Here is a 14842-nt window from a genome sequence, read left to right as displayed (position 1 = left end):
CGGTTTTCGGACCGGACCGCGACAACACTCCCAGTCTTCTAACCAGGGAACACACCCTCGAATCACAGACTCCGGCAATGGTCACCGGCCTGTGCCGTTCCATGGACGGCGGAAGGGGAAGCTGTACACCCCGGGCGCCCGGTTCACCACCCCCGGGGCGCCCGGTTCGCCCCCCCTGGCGCCCGGTTCACCACGTCCGCGGCTCGCGGTTCACCACGCCTGCGCCGCGCGGTTCACCACGCCTGCGGCGCGCGGTTCATCCCGGAACCGCGAGCTCGAACCAGACCGTCTTGCCGTTGTCGCCGGGCCGTGTTCCCCAGCGGCGCGAGGAACTGGCGACCAGTTGGATGCCACGGCCGCTCTCGTCCTCGAGATGGGCGACCCGTTCGTGCGGCGGATCCGGCAGCGGGTCCGAGACCTCCACCAGGAGGGTGTCTCCGAGGCCGCAGGGGCGCACGAGGCGTACGCCGATGGGGCCGGTGGCGTGCCGGAGCGAGTTTGTCACCAACTCGCTGACCAGCAGCGCCGTCATGTCCGCAAGGGCTTCCAGCCCCCAGCCGAGCAACTGGGCCCGGACCGCCGTGCGGGCGGTGCGCACGGCACCGGGATCCGCGGGGAAGGTCCATTCGGCACAGTCGCCTTCGGTGTCGATCACGCCCGATCACTTCCCAGGCAAGCGAGCCCACCCATGTCCGGTTTCGTGGGGTTAATGGGCACATACCCGATATCCAGGGGGCAGTACCGCCCGGAGGGGCGCAGTGTGGCACGAACGGCGTAGGGATTCTCAGCCCGCTCCCGGTTCCAGGCGGTTCTCGAGCTGCCGGACGGCGGCGACGTCCTGGTCGAGCCAGTCCACGGCCCAGATCTCACCGGGGGCGAGCCAGCGCAGTTCGTCGTGGCCCTCGAGGGGCTTGGGGTCGGCGGAGCCGGGGCGCAGGCGGGCGGTCCACACCTGCAGCACGTACGGGGGTTTCAGGGGCCACTCCCCCGGGACGCGCTCGACGGCCTCGGCCTCGACGCCGAGTTCCTCGCGCAGCTCGCGCACCAGGGCGGCCTCGGGACTCTCGCCGGGTTCGACCTTGCCGCCGGGCAGCTCCCAGCGGCCGGCCAGCTCGGGGGGTGCGCTGCGGCGCGCGGCGAGCAGGCGGGCGTCGTCGAACAGGGCGGCTCCCACCACCACGATCCGTTCCGTCATGGCCGGGAGCCTACGGGAGCGCGGACGGGGTCAGTTGCGCGTGCCGCCGTCTCCGTTGTGGGCGATGCGCTCGACCCAGTAGAGCTGCTTGTGTCCGCGGTCGTCGAGGCTGTCGGCGATCTTCTGCGCCTCGGCCCGCGTCGCGTACCTGCCCACGCGGTAGCGATTGCCGTTGTCGTCCTGCCGTATCACGAGCCAGGGAAGAGCGACCGTCCCTTCACTCATGGCGCCCCACCCCTCCGCTCCCCATGGACCCGCGCTCTAAGGAAACCGCAATCCGCATATGCCCGAGCGTACGCCTAACCTTTACGCAGCGAACACGGCTTTTCACAAAGAGGTACGCAACCAGCCAGAACCCCGGGGGCGCACGATGACGAATGCGCCGTCCGGGCGCCCCGGTGCGTCCGGTCGGCGGCATACCGGGGACAGCGGGGGTCACCTGCGAAAACGGCCGGATTCCAACGGCCCGGCACAGCCCGCGGATCGATGGGGTGACGGGGGCAACTGCCCCGAGGGTGTGCGCTACTTCACCGGTAGGTGGTACGCGGCCCGGTAGCGGTCGGCGGGGATGACCACGTCCGCCGTCTCCACCGGGCGGCCGGAGGCGTAGTACGTGCGCTGGATGACGAGGACGACATGACCGGGCACGCCGCCCAGGATGTGCAGTTCCTCGGCGAGGCCAGGACGGGCGCCGACCTCCTCGGTGACGTTGTCGACGACGACGTCGATGGCCCGCATCCGCTCCACGACGCCCATGCCGCCGAGCGGGCCCTCCTCGGGCAGCATCACGGGCGTGCGCCCGGTGACGGCGAGGGGCTCCCAGGAGGTGGAGAGCATCATCGGCTCTCCACCGTCGCGGAAGAGGTACTTGGTGCACATCACGCGGTCGCCGGGCCGGATGCCGAGCCGGTCTGCGATGGCGCCGCTCGCCTCGGTCTGCTCGCTGCTGGACTCCCAGGTGCCGCGCGCGGCGGCGTCGGACTGCTCCTGCCGGAACGGCGTGGCGCCGCCGGCCGGGCGGAACCCCGAGCGGGCCACCCGCCGGGGCACGGGCCGCTCGCGCACATACGTCCCCGAGCCGGAACGGCCCTCGACCAGCCCCTCGGCCATCAGCACCTTGCGGGCCTCGAGGGCGACCGTGTCCGAGACGCCGTACTCCTCGCGGATCCTCGCCTGGGAGGGGAGCCGGGTGTGGGGCGGCAGCGAACCGTCGACGATCTTCTTGCGGAGATCACCCGCGACACGCAGATACGCCGGCTGCTCACCGAAAGTCACTGGCCGCTCCCATCAGATTGTACAGACAGCAACAGCGTGGCAACCGTGGGTTGTGCCATGCAAGCAAAGGCCAGAGAATCACTCGATGTGATGACTTGTGGCCCGGGAGGGCTTTACGCAGGCACTTTCTCCCCGCTATAGCCGCGATCACACCTCCATGCCCGTGCCGTCTCCCCCGCTGTCGGAGCCGCCGCTGTCGTCTTCGTAGGACGGCGGGGTCGTGGCCAGGCCCAGAGCCTTGCGGGCGGTGACCGTCCTGTTCCGGTCGAGCAGCTTGAAGCCCTTGTCGTAGTGCGCGTAGAAGGAGTCGGCGTCGTCGGCCACGGCGGCCTTCGCCCACTCGGCGCGGGACTTGTCGAGCTCCACGACCAACGTGGCGACCGGCTTCTTCGCGCCCGCCGGCCACTGGTGACCGCGCAGCATCCCGGCCTGCGCGGCGAGTGCGACCTCGACCCGGCCCGCCCACGCCCTGTGCCCGGGCAGGTCGTCCTCGACGTACTCCGCTTCGGGTGCGCTCTCCATCGCGGCGTTGAGCACGTGAGCCGCCTTCAGATAGGCGACCTGGTCCGGGTCGAGGACGGTCTCGTCGTTGCGCAGCGAGCCGGTCAGGTGCTTGCCCTCGGTGGTGTTGCCGAACACACAGGTGACCTCGCGGTCGCCCAGGCTCCAGCTGTCCCGGGTGGGCGTGAGGTAGTAGACGTCGACGTCGGAGGGGACCGCCCAGCCGTCCATCGCGTAGCTGTCCTGGAGTCCGTAGCAGCGCTCGTCGGCGGCCTTGGTGACCGGGCCGTCGCCCGGGTAGGAGCGGCCCTTCAGCTTGAAGGAGGCGAACACCTCGCCGTCGTGCTCGCGGTCGCAGGACACCTTGTCGACGTCCTCCGTCTCGCCGGACAGCGAGCCGCCGGGCGCGTTGAAGCACTCGCCCTTGGCCAGCGACAGGCTCGCGCCGCCCCGCGCGCCCTCCTTGAAGCCCTCCCAGAAGTCAAAGGCCCCGCCGGTGGCGAGCGCCAGCACCCACAGCGCGAGCCCGATCCCGGACAGCACGGAGCCACCGATGGCCAGCCCCTTGCCGCGCTCGCCCCGCTTCCTGATCTGGACCAGCGCGACGATCCCGAGGACCAGTCCCACGCCCGGCAGGAAACAGAGGATGCCGAGCACGAGGGCGGCGATGGCGAGCCCGTTGACGGGCGCCGGCTGGTTGAAGGGGCTGTAGCCCTGGGACCAGGGCTGGTACGGCAGTCCGCCGTACGGGCCCTGGGCGTACGGGCCCTGCGCGTACGGGTCCCGCGCGTAAGGCTCCTGCGGATACGACGGGTACTGCCCTTCGGGCTGGTGGGGGCCGGGAGGCGGGGGTATGGACACGGGTACCGTGCTCCTGGGTCGGGCAGCGGCGACGCTGAACTGACGTACGACTGGGCGCATGGTAAGCGCGCTGCCGACGGGGGTGGAATGCGGGTCACGGATGCGACCGTGCGGGCGGTGAACGGACTGACCGCACGGTGGGCGGGGGCCTCGGACAAGGGCACGGTGTTCTCGGCCGCCGGGGTGTGGCCGCTGCTGGCCTTTCTCGCCGACGGCGCGGCGGGTCCGGCGCGGTCCGAGCTCGCGGCGGCGCTCGGGATGCCGGCGGAGCAGGCGGCCTACGCCGCAAGGGAGTTGCTGGCCGCGATGGACGCCATGCCCGGCCTGGACTCCGCGCTCGGCCTGTGGACGGACCGCACGCTGGAGCTGCGGGAGGAATGGCGTGCGGGGCTGCCCGCACAGACGCACGGCGTGCTCACGCACGACCTCGCCGCCTCCCAGGAGGCGCTGGACGCCTGGGCGGCCAAGCGGACGGGCGGGCTGATCGAGCGGATGCCGGTCGAGCTGTCGCAGGACGCCAGGATGGTGCTCGCCGGCGCGCTCGCCCTGCGCACGGACTGGCCGCACCCGTTCAGGGAACTGCCGCTGCGACCGGGCGCCGGGCCGTGGCAGGGCCGCACGCTGCTCGGGCTCTACCGCAGGAGTGTGCGGCCCGACCGGGTCGGCCTGACGAGCACACCCGAAGGCTTCGTCACCTCCCTGAAGGTGCCCGGCGACAACGGCATCGACGTCCATCTGCTGCTCGGCGAGGAGCGGATGGCCCCCGGGCAGGTGCTGAGGGCGGGCGTCGGCATCCTGGAGCGCGCGCTGCCGGCCGTCGGGGGCGGCCGACTCCCGTACGGGGACGCGGGACCGGGCCTCCGCGTCGAGCGGCAGCCCTCCCTCACCCCGGAGCCGACGACACTGGACATCAGGACGGTGGCGTACGAGGTGCGGGCGGACCACGATCTGCTGGCCCTGCACCGCCTGTTCGGGCTCACGGCGGCGCGGGACACCCGGCAGGGGCACTTCCCGGGGATCAGCGGCTCTCCGCTGGCCGTCGGGGCGGCCCGGCAGTCGGCGGTCGCCCAGTTCGGTGCCCTCGGGTTCCGCGCCGCCGCGGTGACGGCCGTGATGCCCGTGGCGGGCAGCGGCCCTCCCCGGTACCGCTACGAGACCACCGTCGTCCGGGTGGCGTTCGACCGGCCCTTCGGCTTCCTCGCCGTGCACCGGGAGACGCGTCTCGTGCTCGCGGCCGGCTGGGTCACGGATCCGGCGCCGTTCAACACCCCGGGCATCAGGGGCGTTCCCGCTCCAGGACGCTGACACAACGGGCGAGGAGAGCGGTCAGCGCCGTCCGCTCCTCGTCGGTGAACTCCGCGGCCAGCGCCCGCTCCACCCGTACGGCCCGTGCGTCCGCGTCGTTCATGACGGCGCGGCCCTCGTCCGTGAGCCTCGTCTCCAGCACGTTCCTGTGCCACTCGTGCGGCGTGCGTTCGATCAGCGCACGGTCCTGGAGGTTCTTCAGGACCGTGTTCATGGTCGGCGGGGTGACCCCGCACAGCCGGGCGAGGGCCGCCGCGCTGATGCCGGGATTGCCGGCGAGGTGGAGCAGCGCCGAGTACTGAGCGACGGTCAGGCCCGCCGGTTTCAGGACCGCGGCCTTGGTCGCGGCGAGGGCCTGTTCGGCCCGCTTGAGGTGGGAGCCGAGGCGCTCGGAGGCGGGCATGGACGTCATCTGCGCATGCTAGTCGCCCCATGCATCGATTCACCCTCTGCGGGACGTTAATGCATTGACGATAATTAGGGTTCTAATCTACGTTCATGTTCGTTGTTCTATGAGAAGCCGAACCGAGAGGCACCGCTGTGTCCCGTTCGATGCACCGCCGCACATTCCTCACCACCACCGCCGCCGCCCTGGCCGTCGCCGCGGCCGCCCCCACGGCACACGCGGCCACCACGCCCCGTGTCTCGGCCGCCTTCGCGCTGCCCGGCGACCGCGTCTACCCCGAGGGGATCGCCCTCGACCCTCGCACCGGGGACATATACGTCGGCTCGTACACGACCGGCGCCGTCTACCGCGCCGCTCGCGGTGAGCGCACCGCAGAGGTGTTCCTGCCCGCGGGCGCCGACGGCCGCGCCACCGCCAACGGACTCAAGGCCGACCGGGCCGGACGGCTGTGGGTCACCGACTCGACCGCCGGGGTCGACGTCTACGACCTGCGCGACCGGTCCCTGATCGCCCGCTTCGAGGTGCCCGGCGACGCGCCCCGCTTCGTCAACGACCTGGCCGTCACCGCGGACGGCACGGTCTACCTCACCGACAGCACCCGTGCGGTGATCTACCGCGTCAGCCCCGCCGACCTGGCCCGCGGCCCGCGCGGGACGCTGACCCCGGCCTACGACCTGAGCTACGTCAAGGACCCGGGTTCCCCGGACGCCTTCACTCTCAACGGCATCGTGGCCGACCCGGCCGGGCGCCGGCTGTTCGCCGTCGACATGACCGGCGGCGGGCTCTACCGGGTGGACGTCGCCACCGGGGCCGTACGCCAAGTCGCCCTGCACGGCGGCGATCTGACGCACGGCGACGGTCTGGAGCTGGCGCACGGCACGCTGTGGGCCGCGCACAACGCCGTCGACACGATCACCAGGTGGCGGCTGTCTCCGGACGGCTCCTCGGCCCGTCTGGAGCGGCGGTTCACCGACCCCGCGCTGCAGATCCCGACCACACTGGTCCGCGACCGGGGACGGCTGCTGGTCGTGCGCTCGCAGTTCGACAAGGGCGGGCCGATGGGACCCGGGGTGCCCGAGTCGCCGTTCACCGTGGCGTCCGTGCGGGGAATCTGACGGTCAGTCGTCGAAGGCGGTGGCCCGGGTGCGCTGCTCCCAGGCGGCGATGTCGCTGCGTACCGTGTCGAGCTGACCGAGCACGGCGGTCACCGAGTCGGCGCCCAGGGGCAGATGCAGGGGGGTCTCGTCCGCATCGAGCGCGGCGATGATCAGCGCCGCGGCCTTGGCGGGGTCGCCGGGCCGGGTGTCGTCGCCGCCCTCGATGAAGCGACGGGCCTCGGTCACCTTGGCGTAGACACCGCTGTCGGCGCTGGCGCCGGCCCTGCCCCTGCCGAAGATCGAGGTCCGGAAGACGCCCGGCTCCACGATCAGCACCTTGATGCCGAACTCCCGCACCTCGTCCGCGAGCGCCTCGGACATGCCCTCCAGGGCGAACTTCGTCCCGCTGTACGCCGAGAAGCCGGCGAAGGACATCTGCCCGCCCATGCTGCTCATCTGCACGATCGCGCCCGACCGCCGCTCGCGTATGTGCGGCAGGACCGCCCGCACCAGCGCGGCCGGGCCGAAGACATGCAGGTCGAAGAGGGCACGGAGCTCGGCGTCGGTGGTCTCCTCGAGGGCGCCGACATGGGTGCGGCCCGCGTTGTTCACGAGGACGTCGATCCGGCCGTGCCGGGACACCAGGTCCCGCACGGCCGGTCCGATCGCGGCGATGTCGGTCACATCCAGGCGCAGCGGCTCCAGCCGGCCGGGGTGCGCGGCGGCCGGCTCGTCCAGCGCCTCCGTCCTGCGGGCGGCACCGACCACGGTGTCGCCCGCGGCGAGCGCCGCGTCGGCGATGGCGCGCCCGAACCCGCTGCTGGCGCCGGTGATCAGCCACACCCTGCTCATCTCACCCGCCCGAGAGAGTCACGACGCGGGAGGCGCGAAGGACCTTGCCCTGCGCGTTCAGCGCCTTCACCTGGAAGTACGGCCCGGGGCTGTTCGTGCTGACGGCGGTCTCGAACCCGGCTCGAGGAACATGTCCGGCGACGACCGACAACCGGTCGGCGGCAGGCCCGGCCAGCACCTGCCAGGCCCTGGTCTCGGTCGAGCCGTTCCAGGAGGCGTAGACGACGCCGTGCCCGCCGTCGGTGCGTGCCGCGGCGCTCGGCGGGTAGTACGGCGTGCCGATCCACTCGTTCCGGAACGCCCGGTAGGAGATGTCGGAGCCGGGCAGCTTCGCGTCGTACAGCAGGTTCCGTGCGGCGCTGCCCTCGGTGTTCCCCGCGCCCGCGTACTCCGAGTAGTACGGGCTCTGGCCCCACCCGATGAACTCGTTGCCGTTGGCGAGGGCCTGGGTGTTCCCCTGGGTCGGTGACTCCAGCGGCGGCTGGTGGTAGTAGGCCCGGTCCACGGTCGCCGTCCGGCCGCGGAAGTCCAGGTTGAGGATCAGGCCGTGCGACCGCTGCTCGGGGGAGCCGTCGGGCAGATCGCAGCAGCCGTCGTCGAACATGCTGATCCGGTTTCCCGGCCGGAACCGGGCGTCGTGCTGCCAGTAGAAGTCGGCGTCGGGGCCGAAGGTGAAGTCGCTCTTCTTGCCCCCGATCTGATAGCGGACCTTCCCGGACTTCTTGGCGACGTCGTAGACCGCCCACATGTTCCGGGCCGAGATCAGCAGCCGGCCGTCGGGACCCTCGTCGACCGAGTTGATGTGGAAGGCGTCCCACACTCCGCCGGACGACGACGCGGTCGAGGCCGCCTCCTCGGAATCGGCGGGGTCGAGGTGGTCCAGTGCGTTCCACGAGTAGAGGAGTCTGCCGGTGGCGAGGTCGACCTCCTGGATCTCGCTGTTCTCGATGGCCCCGTTCTCCGGACCGCCATAGGGCGTGAGATCCATGGGCACCGGCTTGGAGGCGATGAACAGTGCGGTGCCCCTGCGGGTCAGGGTGAATTCGTGCTCGTCCGGGTAGTAGCCGTGATGGGCGAGGACCGTCCTGAGCAGGCGGTAGTGGGTGTCGTAGATGTAGTAGCACCCGCCCGGTTCCGGCGCACCGGCCGGCAGGTTCGTATACGCCGGGGGAAGCGCGAGGGTGCCCTGCCACCAGGTCAACACCGGCCGCCCCCGGCCCCCGCGGCCGTCGTAATAGGTCTGCACCCTGAAGTCGGCGTTCTGCAGATTCGTGGAGGGCAGCGGACGGAACCAGACCGGATCACCGGAGTTGTCGTTGATGAGCGCCCCGGTCTGGCCGACCATCTGATCCGCGCTGAACGGGCCGACGAAGATCCCGCCGGGAGCCGTCCCCGGCCGGTGCGCGGTGACACTGACCCGCATCGGGTGAAGACCGGGCTCGGAGACGAAGCTCCACACGTCGCTGCCCGACAGGATCGGCGGAGGTGTGGGTTCCGACGGAGGGAAGGGAGTCGTGGCGCACTGCCGGGCCGCGTCCCCTTCCGGACCCGCCACGGCCGCCGCGGGCACGCAGCTTGCCGCGACGCACCCCACCGCGAGCGCCCAGGCCCCGACGGCGCGACGGCACCCTCGCCCTGACCGGCGAGCCCACGACTCTCGCGACACCATTGCCGCCTCCTTGGCGCCCGGCAACAAGATCGGGAGTTGCTCCCCGGGTGACGGTAAGCGGCAAGAGCGGCCCACGTCCGCGCGAAGCCACGCGGGGTGGGCCATTCGGCGGGCGCGGGCTCACCCGGTCATGCGACGGGGCTCACCCAGAGCCGGGGAGAAGTCCGGGACGCTGAAGGGTGTGGAGGCAAGCCCGGAGCACATACGTGCTGCGATGCTTGCCCAGCAACGGATCCTGTTGGTGACGGACGCGGCTCGGGCGGCGAAACCGGTGACGGCCGATCGGGACAGGATCAAGACCGCCGTGCTGAAGAAGTACTTCACGCCCGTGGCCGACGAGCAGGTACGGGGGCGGAGGCTGGCGGTGTACGACGGCTTGGGCGGTTCATTGATCGACCGGCCGCGGCCGCCCCTACCGCCTCGACGGACCTGCCCCTCTCTCCTGGCGGCCGGCCGCACAAAGGCCGCCCGACCCGCTCCACCGCAGGTCGGACGGCCCTTTGCCGGATCGACTAGACGTTGAAGCGGAACTCCACCACATCCCCGTCCTGCATCACGTACTCCTTGCCCTCCATCCGCGCCCTGCCCTTGGCGCGGGCCTCGGCGACCGAACCGGTTTCGACCAGGTCGGCGAAGGAGATGACCTCGGCCTTGATGAAGCCCTTCTGGAAGTCGGTGTGGATGACACCGGCGGCCTCGGGGGCGGTGGCGCCCCTCTTGATGGTCCAGGCGCGGGATTCCTTCGGGCCGGCCGTGAGGTAGGTCTGCAGGCCGAGGGTGTTGAAGCCGACGCGGGCGAGGGTGGCGAGGCCGGGCTCCTCGGCGCCGACCGACTCCAGGAGTTCCAGCGCGTCCTCCTCGTCGAGCTCGGCGAGGTCCGCCTCCAGCTTGGCGTTGAGGAAGATCGCCTCGGCGGGGGCGACCAGGGCGCGCTGCTCGTTCTTGAAGTCCTCGTCGACCAGCTCGTCCTCGTCGACGTTGAAGACGTACAGGAACGGCTTGGTGGTCAGCAGGTGCAGGTCGTGCAGGAGCTCATTGCGCTCGGTGCCCTGGACGATGCCGTGGGCGAAGAGCGTGTCGCCCTTCTCCAGGATCTCCTTGGCCTCCTCGACGGCCTTGACCTTGGGCGCGACGTCCTTCTTGATGCGCGACTCCTTCTGGAGGCGCGGCAGGACCTTCTCGATCGTCTGGAGGTCCGCGAGGATCAGCTCGGTGTTGATCGTCTCGATGTCGTCCTTCGGCGAGACCTTGCCGTCGACGTGGACGACGTTCTCGTCCTTGAAGGCGCGGATGACCTGGCAGATCGCGTCGGACTCACGGATGTTCGCGAGGAACTTGTTGCCCAGGCCCTCGCCCTCCGAGGCGCCGCGCACGATGCCGGCGATGTCGACGAAGTCGACGGTGGCCGGGAGGATCCGCTGCGAGCCGAAGATCTCGGCCAACTTGGTGAGGCGCGCATCGGGGACGCCGACCACACCCACGTTGGGCTCGATCGTGGCGAACGGGTAGTTGGCCGCGAGCACGTCGTTCTTGGTCAGGGCGTTGAACAGGGTCGACTTGCCGACATTCGGCAGACCGACGATTCCGATCGTGAGCGACACGTTGCGACTTCCCGTATGTGGAGAGGGCCAGGGGGCCAGGAGTCCGGCCGATCCACCAGTCTACGGCGTACCCGGCGGGGCCCCGGCGGCCGCGTCGAACGGTTGGCCAAGGTCTGCCCATCGGCGTGTCTGAGGGGCGATTCGACACATAAACAGACCTAAGTTGGTCCAGTGGAGCAACACAGGACGCGACCCCCGCAGCACGGACCGCGACGCGGCACCCCGCGAGCGCCATTGCCGCCCCAGGCGAGACGCCGTCCGGAGGGCGTACGACGGCCCTCTCCCGGTCCGGCACGACCGGCCCGGCCCTCGCGGCGAATGTCGAACCCCCGGCTCACCGGGCTGGGGGGCGGGCTGTTCTGCGGGGCGGTGATGTTCCTGCTGGGCTACCTCGACCAGCTGCTGTTCGGGGCGTCCCTGACGGTGTACGGCGTGCTGTTCCTGCCGGTGTGCGTACTGACCGCGCTGTGGGTGCGCGGGAGCGATCTGATGATCGCGCCCGTCGTCGTGCCGATCGCCTTCGCCGCGGGGCTGCTGCCCGTCGCGAACAGCAGCGGGGGGACGGCCGGGGAACTGATGGGCGTGGTGACCGCACTGGCCACGCAGGCCGGGTGGCTGTACGGGGGGACGCTCGTCGCCGGTGTCATCGTGATCGTACGGAGGATCCGGCTGGTCAGGCGTCGGCGACGGGCGTGAGCGCAACCCCCGCTAGCCCTGCTTGACCGCCCGCATCGCCGCCCCCACGATCCCCGCGTTGTTCTGCAGCTGCGCCGGGACCATCTCCGCCTTGATGCCCTCGATGAGGTGCAGGAACTTGTCGGACTTGCGGCTGACGCCGCCGCCGATGATGAACAGCTCGGGGGAGAACAGCATCTCGACGTGGGCGAGGTACTTCTGGACCCGGCGGGCCCAGTGCTCCCACGTCATGTCGTGGTCCTCCTTGACCTTGCTGGAGGCCCGCTTCTCCGCGTCGTGGCCGTTCAGCTCGAGATGGCCCAGTTCGGTGTTCGGGACGAGGGCGCCGTCGACGAACACGGCGCTTCCGATGCCGGTGCCGAAGGTCAGCAGGATGACCGTGCCCCGGCGGTCGCGGCCGGCGCCGAAGTTCATCTCCGCGATGCCCGCCGCGTCCGCGTCGTTGACGACCGTGACGTCATGGCCGCCCAGGCGGTCGCTGAACAGGGCGCGCGCGTCCGTGTCGATCCAGCTCCTGTCCACATTGGCGGCCGTACGGATCATGGCGCCGCCGGTGACCACGCCCGGGAAGGTGAGCCCGACCGGGCCCGTCCAGCCGAAGTGCTCGACGACCTCCTTCACTCCGTCGGCCACCCCGTCGGGCGTCGCCGGGTGCGGAGTGAGCACCTTGAAGCGCTCCTCCGCGAGGTCGCCCCGCTCCAGGTCCACAGGGGCGCCCTTGATCCCGGATCCGCCGATGTCCACGCCGAAGATCTGCATGGCTCTACGTTACGTCGTACGACTGACAGTCACGCCCCGGGCGGACCGCCGGTCACACGTCCGACGTACCCGATCCGCCGCGCTCGGCGACCAGGGCCGCCGCCTCCTCGCGCAGGTCGCGGCGGAGTTCCTTGGGCAGCGAGAAGGTGATGGACTCCTCGGCCGCCCTGACGAGCTCGACGTCCCCGTAGCCGCGCTCGGCGAGCCACTCCAGGACCTGCTCCACCAGGACCTCCGGGACGGAGGCGCCGGAGGTGACGCCGACCGTGGTCACGCCCTCCAGCCAGGCCTCGTCGATCTCGTCGGCGAAGTCCACCAGATAGGCCTCGCGGGCGCCGGCGAGCTTGGCGACCTCCACGAGCCTCTTGGAGTTGGAGGAGTTGCGGGAGCCGACCACGATCACGAGCTCCGCCTCGGCGCCCATCTGCTTCACGGCGAGCTGGCGGTTCTGCGTGGCGTAGCAGATGTCGTCGCTCGGCGGGGAGATGAGCTGCGGGAACTTGTCCTTCAGGGCGTCGACGGTCTCCATGGTCTCGTCGACGGAGAGCGTGGTCTGCGACAGCCAGACGACCTTGGAGGGGTCGCGGACCTCCACCTTGGCGACGTCCCCGGGGCCGTCGACGAGCTGGATGTGGTCGGGGGCCTCGCCGGAGGTGCCGATGACCTCCTCGTGGCCCTCGTGCCCGATCAGGAGGATGTCGTAGTCCTCGTCGGCGAAGCGGACGGCTTCCTTGTGGACCTTGGTGACCAGGGGGCAGGTGGCGTCGATGGTGGCGAGGCGGCCGCGCTCGGCCTCCTCGTGCACCACGGGGGCGACCCCGTGCGCGGAGAACATGACGATGTTCCCGGGCGGGACCTCCTCCGTCTGCTCGACGAAGATCGCGCCCTTCTTCTCGAGGGTCTGCACGACGTACTTGTTGTGGACGATCTCGTGCCGGACATAGATCGGGGCCCCGTACTGCTCCAGGGCCTTCTCGACGGCGATCACGGCGCGGTCCACACCCGCGCAGTAGCCACGTGGGGCGGCGAGCAGGACACGGCGGCCAGGCGAAGCAGTCATGGGAACCATCGTAAGGCCGCATGCGGAGGCCGAAGATCGGGCCGGGATGTCGGTGGCGGCCGTTAACCTCGGGCGCATGGCTGTCAACACGTCCGCGGACGCACCGCTGCCCGTCGGTGAGGTGTCGCGGCTCATCGGGAGCTGGATCGACCGGCTCGGGGCGGTGTGGGTCGAGGGGCAGATCACGCAGCTGTCGCGGCGGCCGGGTGCCGGCGTGGTGTTCCTGACGCTGCGCGATCCGTCGTACGACATCTCGGTGAGCGTCACCTGCTATCGGCAGGTGTTCGACGCCGTCGCCGACGTCGTGGGCGAGGGCGCCCGGGTCGTCGTGCACGCGAAGCCCGAGTGGTACGCGCCGCGCGGGCAGCTGTCGCTGCGGGCCGCCGAGATAAGACCGGTCGGGGTCGGGGAGCTGCTGGCCCGGCTGGAGCAGCTGAAGAAGACGCTCGCGGCGGAGGGGCTCTTCGCGCCCGAGCGCAAGAAGCCGTTGCCCTTCCTCCCCCAGCTCATCGGCCTGGTCTGCGGCCGTGCCTCGGCCGCGGAGCGGGACGTGCTGGAGAACGCCCGGCACCGCTGGCCCGCCGTGCGATTCGAGGTGCGCAACGTTCCCGTGCAGGGCGTGCACGCGGTGCCGCAGGTCGTGCAGGCGGTGAAGGAGCTCGACGAGCTCGAGGACGTCGACGTGATCATCGTCGCGCGCGGCGGCGGCAGCGTCGAGGATCTGCTGCCCTTCTCCGACGAGCAGCTCGTCCGCGCGGTGGCCGCCTGCCGTACGCCGGTGGTGTCCGCCATCGGGCACGAGCCGGACAACCCGCTGCTCGACCATGTCGCCGACCTGCGCGCCTCGACCCCGACGGACGCCGCCAAGAAGGTCGTGCCGGACGTGGGCGAGGAGTTCGAGCGCGTGCGCCTGCTGCGGGACCGGGCGCGGCGGTGTGTGGGGGCGTTCATCGAGCGGGAGGAGCGCGGGCTGGCCCATGCGCTGGCCCGGCCCTCGATGGAGGATCCGCACCGCATGGTCGACGAGCGGGCGGACCAGATCGCGTCGCTGACCGAGCGCTCCCGGCGCTGCCTCGGGCACCTCCTGGACCGCGCCGACTCCGAGCTGACGCACACGCACGCGCGCGTGGTGGCCCTCTCCCCCGCGGCGACGCTGAAGCGCGGTTACGCGGTGCTGCAGAAGTCCGACGGTCATGTGGTGCGGGACCCGGACGAGGTGGCCGGGGGCGAGGCGCTGCGGGCGCGGGTCGCCGAGGGTGAGTTCTCCGTACGAGTCGATTCTTAGGGTGAGTGGATGACCGGCAAGGTGGATGAGGCGCTCGGCTACGAGCAGGCGCGCGACGAGCTGATCGAGGTCGTACGGCGACTGGAGGCCGGAGGGACGACCCTGGAGGAGTCCCTGGCCCTGTGGGAGCGCGGCGAGGAGCTGGCCAAGGTATGCCGGCGCTGGCTGGAGGGGGCGCGGGCGCGGCTGGACGCGGCGCTTGCCGAGGAGGAGGCGGCCGCGGCGGAAGAGGCCGACGAGTAGCCGTTTGTGCTGGTCAGCTGTGAAGCGGATCACCACA

At 71.0% G+C, this 14842-nt stretch carries 15 protein-coding genes and 1 pseudogene; 5 read left to right on the top strand and 11 right to left on the bottom strand.

The genetic code is table 11. From position 1 onward, the window contains the following. Positions 1-256: 256 nt before the first annotated feature. From Q8A52_RS01870 to Q8A52_RS01850, 5 genes and pseudogenes are all read right to left on the bottom strand, one after another. Positions 257-686 (bottom strand): annotated as a pseudogene (locus tag Q8A52_RS01870) (ATP-binding protein). Between the two features lie 98 nt (positions 687-784). Next, positions 785-1195 carry a (deoxy)nucleoside triphosphate pyrophosphohydrolase gene (locus Q8A52_RS01865; protein WP_316748027.1) on the bottom strand — a complete coding sequence of 137 codons (411 nt, stop codon included), beginning with the start codon at positions 1193-1195 and terminating at the stop codon, positions 785-787. Positions 1196-1225: 30 nt separating this feature from the next. Further along, positions 1226-1420, bottom strand: coding sequence for an SPOR domain-containing protein (locus Q8A52_RS01860; RefSeq protein WP_316748025.1), 195 nt, complete (start codon positions 1418-1420; stop codon positions 1226-1228). 297 nt (positions 1421-1717) lie between these two features. Next, positions 1718-2470 carry a GntR family transcriptional regulator gene (locus tag Q8A52_RS01855; protein WP_316748023.1) on the bottom strand — a complete coding sequence of 251 codons (753 nt, stop codon included), beginning with the start codon at positions 2468-2470 and terminating at the stop codon, positions 1718-1720. Positions 2471-2617: 147 nt separating this feature from the next. Then, a complete protein-coding gene (locus Q8A52_RS01850) occupies positions 2618-3832 on the bottom strand; it encodes a DUF4190 domain-containing protein (RefSeq protein WP_316748022.1) in 1215 nt (404 codons plus the stop codon). Between the two features lie 87 nt (positions 3833-3919). Here Q8A52_RS01850 and Q8A52_RS01845 point away from each other — a divergent pair, with 87 nt between their 5' ends. Beyond that, complete coding sequence (locus Q8A52_RS01845) at positions 3920-5137, top strand: serpin family protein (protein WP_316748020.1); 1218 nt, start codon at positions 3920-3922, stop codon at positions 5135-5137. Here the strand turns inward: Q8A52_RS01845 and Q8A52_RS01840 are convergent. Then, positions 5109-5549: a MarR family winged helix-turn-helix transcriptional regulator gene (locus Q8A52_RS01840; RefSeq protein ID WP_316748018.1), complete on the bottom strand. Its 441-nt coding sequence runs from the start codon at positions 5547-5549 to the stop codon at positions 5109-5111. The genes Q8A52_RS01845 and Q8A52_RS01840 overlap by 29 nt on opposite strands. A gap of 140 nt (positions 5550-5689) precedes the next feature. Here Q8A52_RS01840 and Q8A52_RS01835 point away from each other — a divergent pair, with 140 nt between their 5' ends. Further along, positions 5690-6658 carry an SMP-30/gluconolactonase/LRE family protein gene (locus Q8A52_RS01835; protein WP_316748017.1) on the top strand — a complete coding sequence of 323 codons (969 nt, stop codon included), beginning with the start codon at positions 5690-5692 and terminating at the stop codon, positions 6656-6658. A gap of 3 nt (positions 6659-6661) precedes the next feature. Here Q8A52_RS01835 and Q8A52_RS01830 read toward each other — a convergent pair whose 3' ends face one another. The 3 genes from Q8A52_RS01830 to ychF all read right to left on the bottom strand — a co-directional run bounded on the left by Q8A52_RS01830 (position 6662) and on the right by ychF (position 10762). Then, positions 6662-7492, bottom strand: coding sequence for an oxidoreductase (locus tag Q8A52_RS01830; protein ID WP_316748015.1), 831 nt, complete (start codon positions 7490-7492; stop codon positions 6662-6664). Between the two features lies 1 nt (position 7493). After that, complete coding sequence (locus tag Q8A52_RS01825) at positions 7494-8915, bottom strand: arylsulfotransferase family protein (protein ID WP_316748013.1); 1422 nt, start codon at positions 8913-8915, stop codon at positions 7494-7496. A gap of 758 nt (positions 8916-9673) precedes the next feature. After that, positions 9674-10762, bottom strand: coding sequence for a redox-regulated ATPase YchF (gene ychF / locus Q8A52_RS01820; protein WP_316748011.1), 1089 nt, complete (start codon positions 10760-10762; stop codon positions 9674-9676). 171 nt (positions 10763-10933) lie between these two features. Between ychF and Q8A52_RS01815 the strand changes: the two genes are divergently transcribed. Next, positions 10934-11458, top strand: a complete 525-nt coding sequence (locus tag Q8A52_RS01815; protein WP_316748009.1) for a DUF6542 domain-containing protein — start codon at positions 10934-10936, stop codon at positions 11456-11458. A gap of 12 nt (positions 11459-11470) precedes the next feature. Here the strand turns inward: Q8A52_RS01815 and ppgK are convergent, their stop codons facing one another. Together ppgK and Q8A52_RS01805 are read right to left on the bottom strand one after the other, a co-directional pair. Continuing rightward, entirely contained in the window at positions 11471-12217 is a 747-nt protein-coding gene (ppgK, locus tag Q8A52_RS01810; RefSeq protein WP_316748007.1) for a polyphosphate--glucose phosphotransferase, read from the bottom strand. Between the two features lie 52 nt (positions 12218-12269). Beyond that, complete coding sequence (locus Q8A52_RS01805; protein WP_316748005.1) at positions 12270-13277, bottom strand: 4-hydroxy-3-methylbut-2-enyl diphosphate reductase; 1008 nt, start codon at positions 13275-13277, stop codon at positions 12270-12272. A gap of 76 nt (positions 13278-13353) precedes the next feature. Between Q8A52_RS01805 and xseA the strand changes: the two genes are divergently transcribed. Both xseA and Q8A52_RS01795 read left to right on the top strand, forming a co-directional pair. Further along, positions 13354-14562, top strand: coding sequence for an exodeoxyribonuclease VII large subunit (gene xseA / locus Q8A52_RS01800; RefSeq protein WP_316748003.1), 1209 nt, complete (start codon positions 13354-13356; stop codon positions 14560-14562). A gap of 9 nt (positions 14563-14571) precedes the next feature. Then, positions 14572-14805 carry an exodeoxyribonuclease VII small subunit gene (locus Q8A52_RS01795; RefSeq protein WP_316748002.1) on the top strand — a complete coding sequence of 78 codons (234 nt, stop codon included), beginning with the start codon at positions 14572-14574 and terminating at the stop codon, positions 14803-14805. The last annotated feature ends 37 nt before the right edge of the window (positions 14806-14842 follow it).

The organism is Streptomyces herbicida, from assembly GCF_032656585.1.
Lineage (GTDB): Bacteria > Actinomycetota > Actinomycetes > Streptomycetales > Streptomycetaceae > Streptomyces > Streptomyces herbicida.
This window is presented reverse-complemented; position numbering and strand designations above follow the sequence as displayed.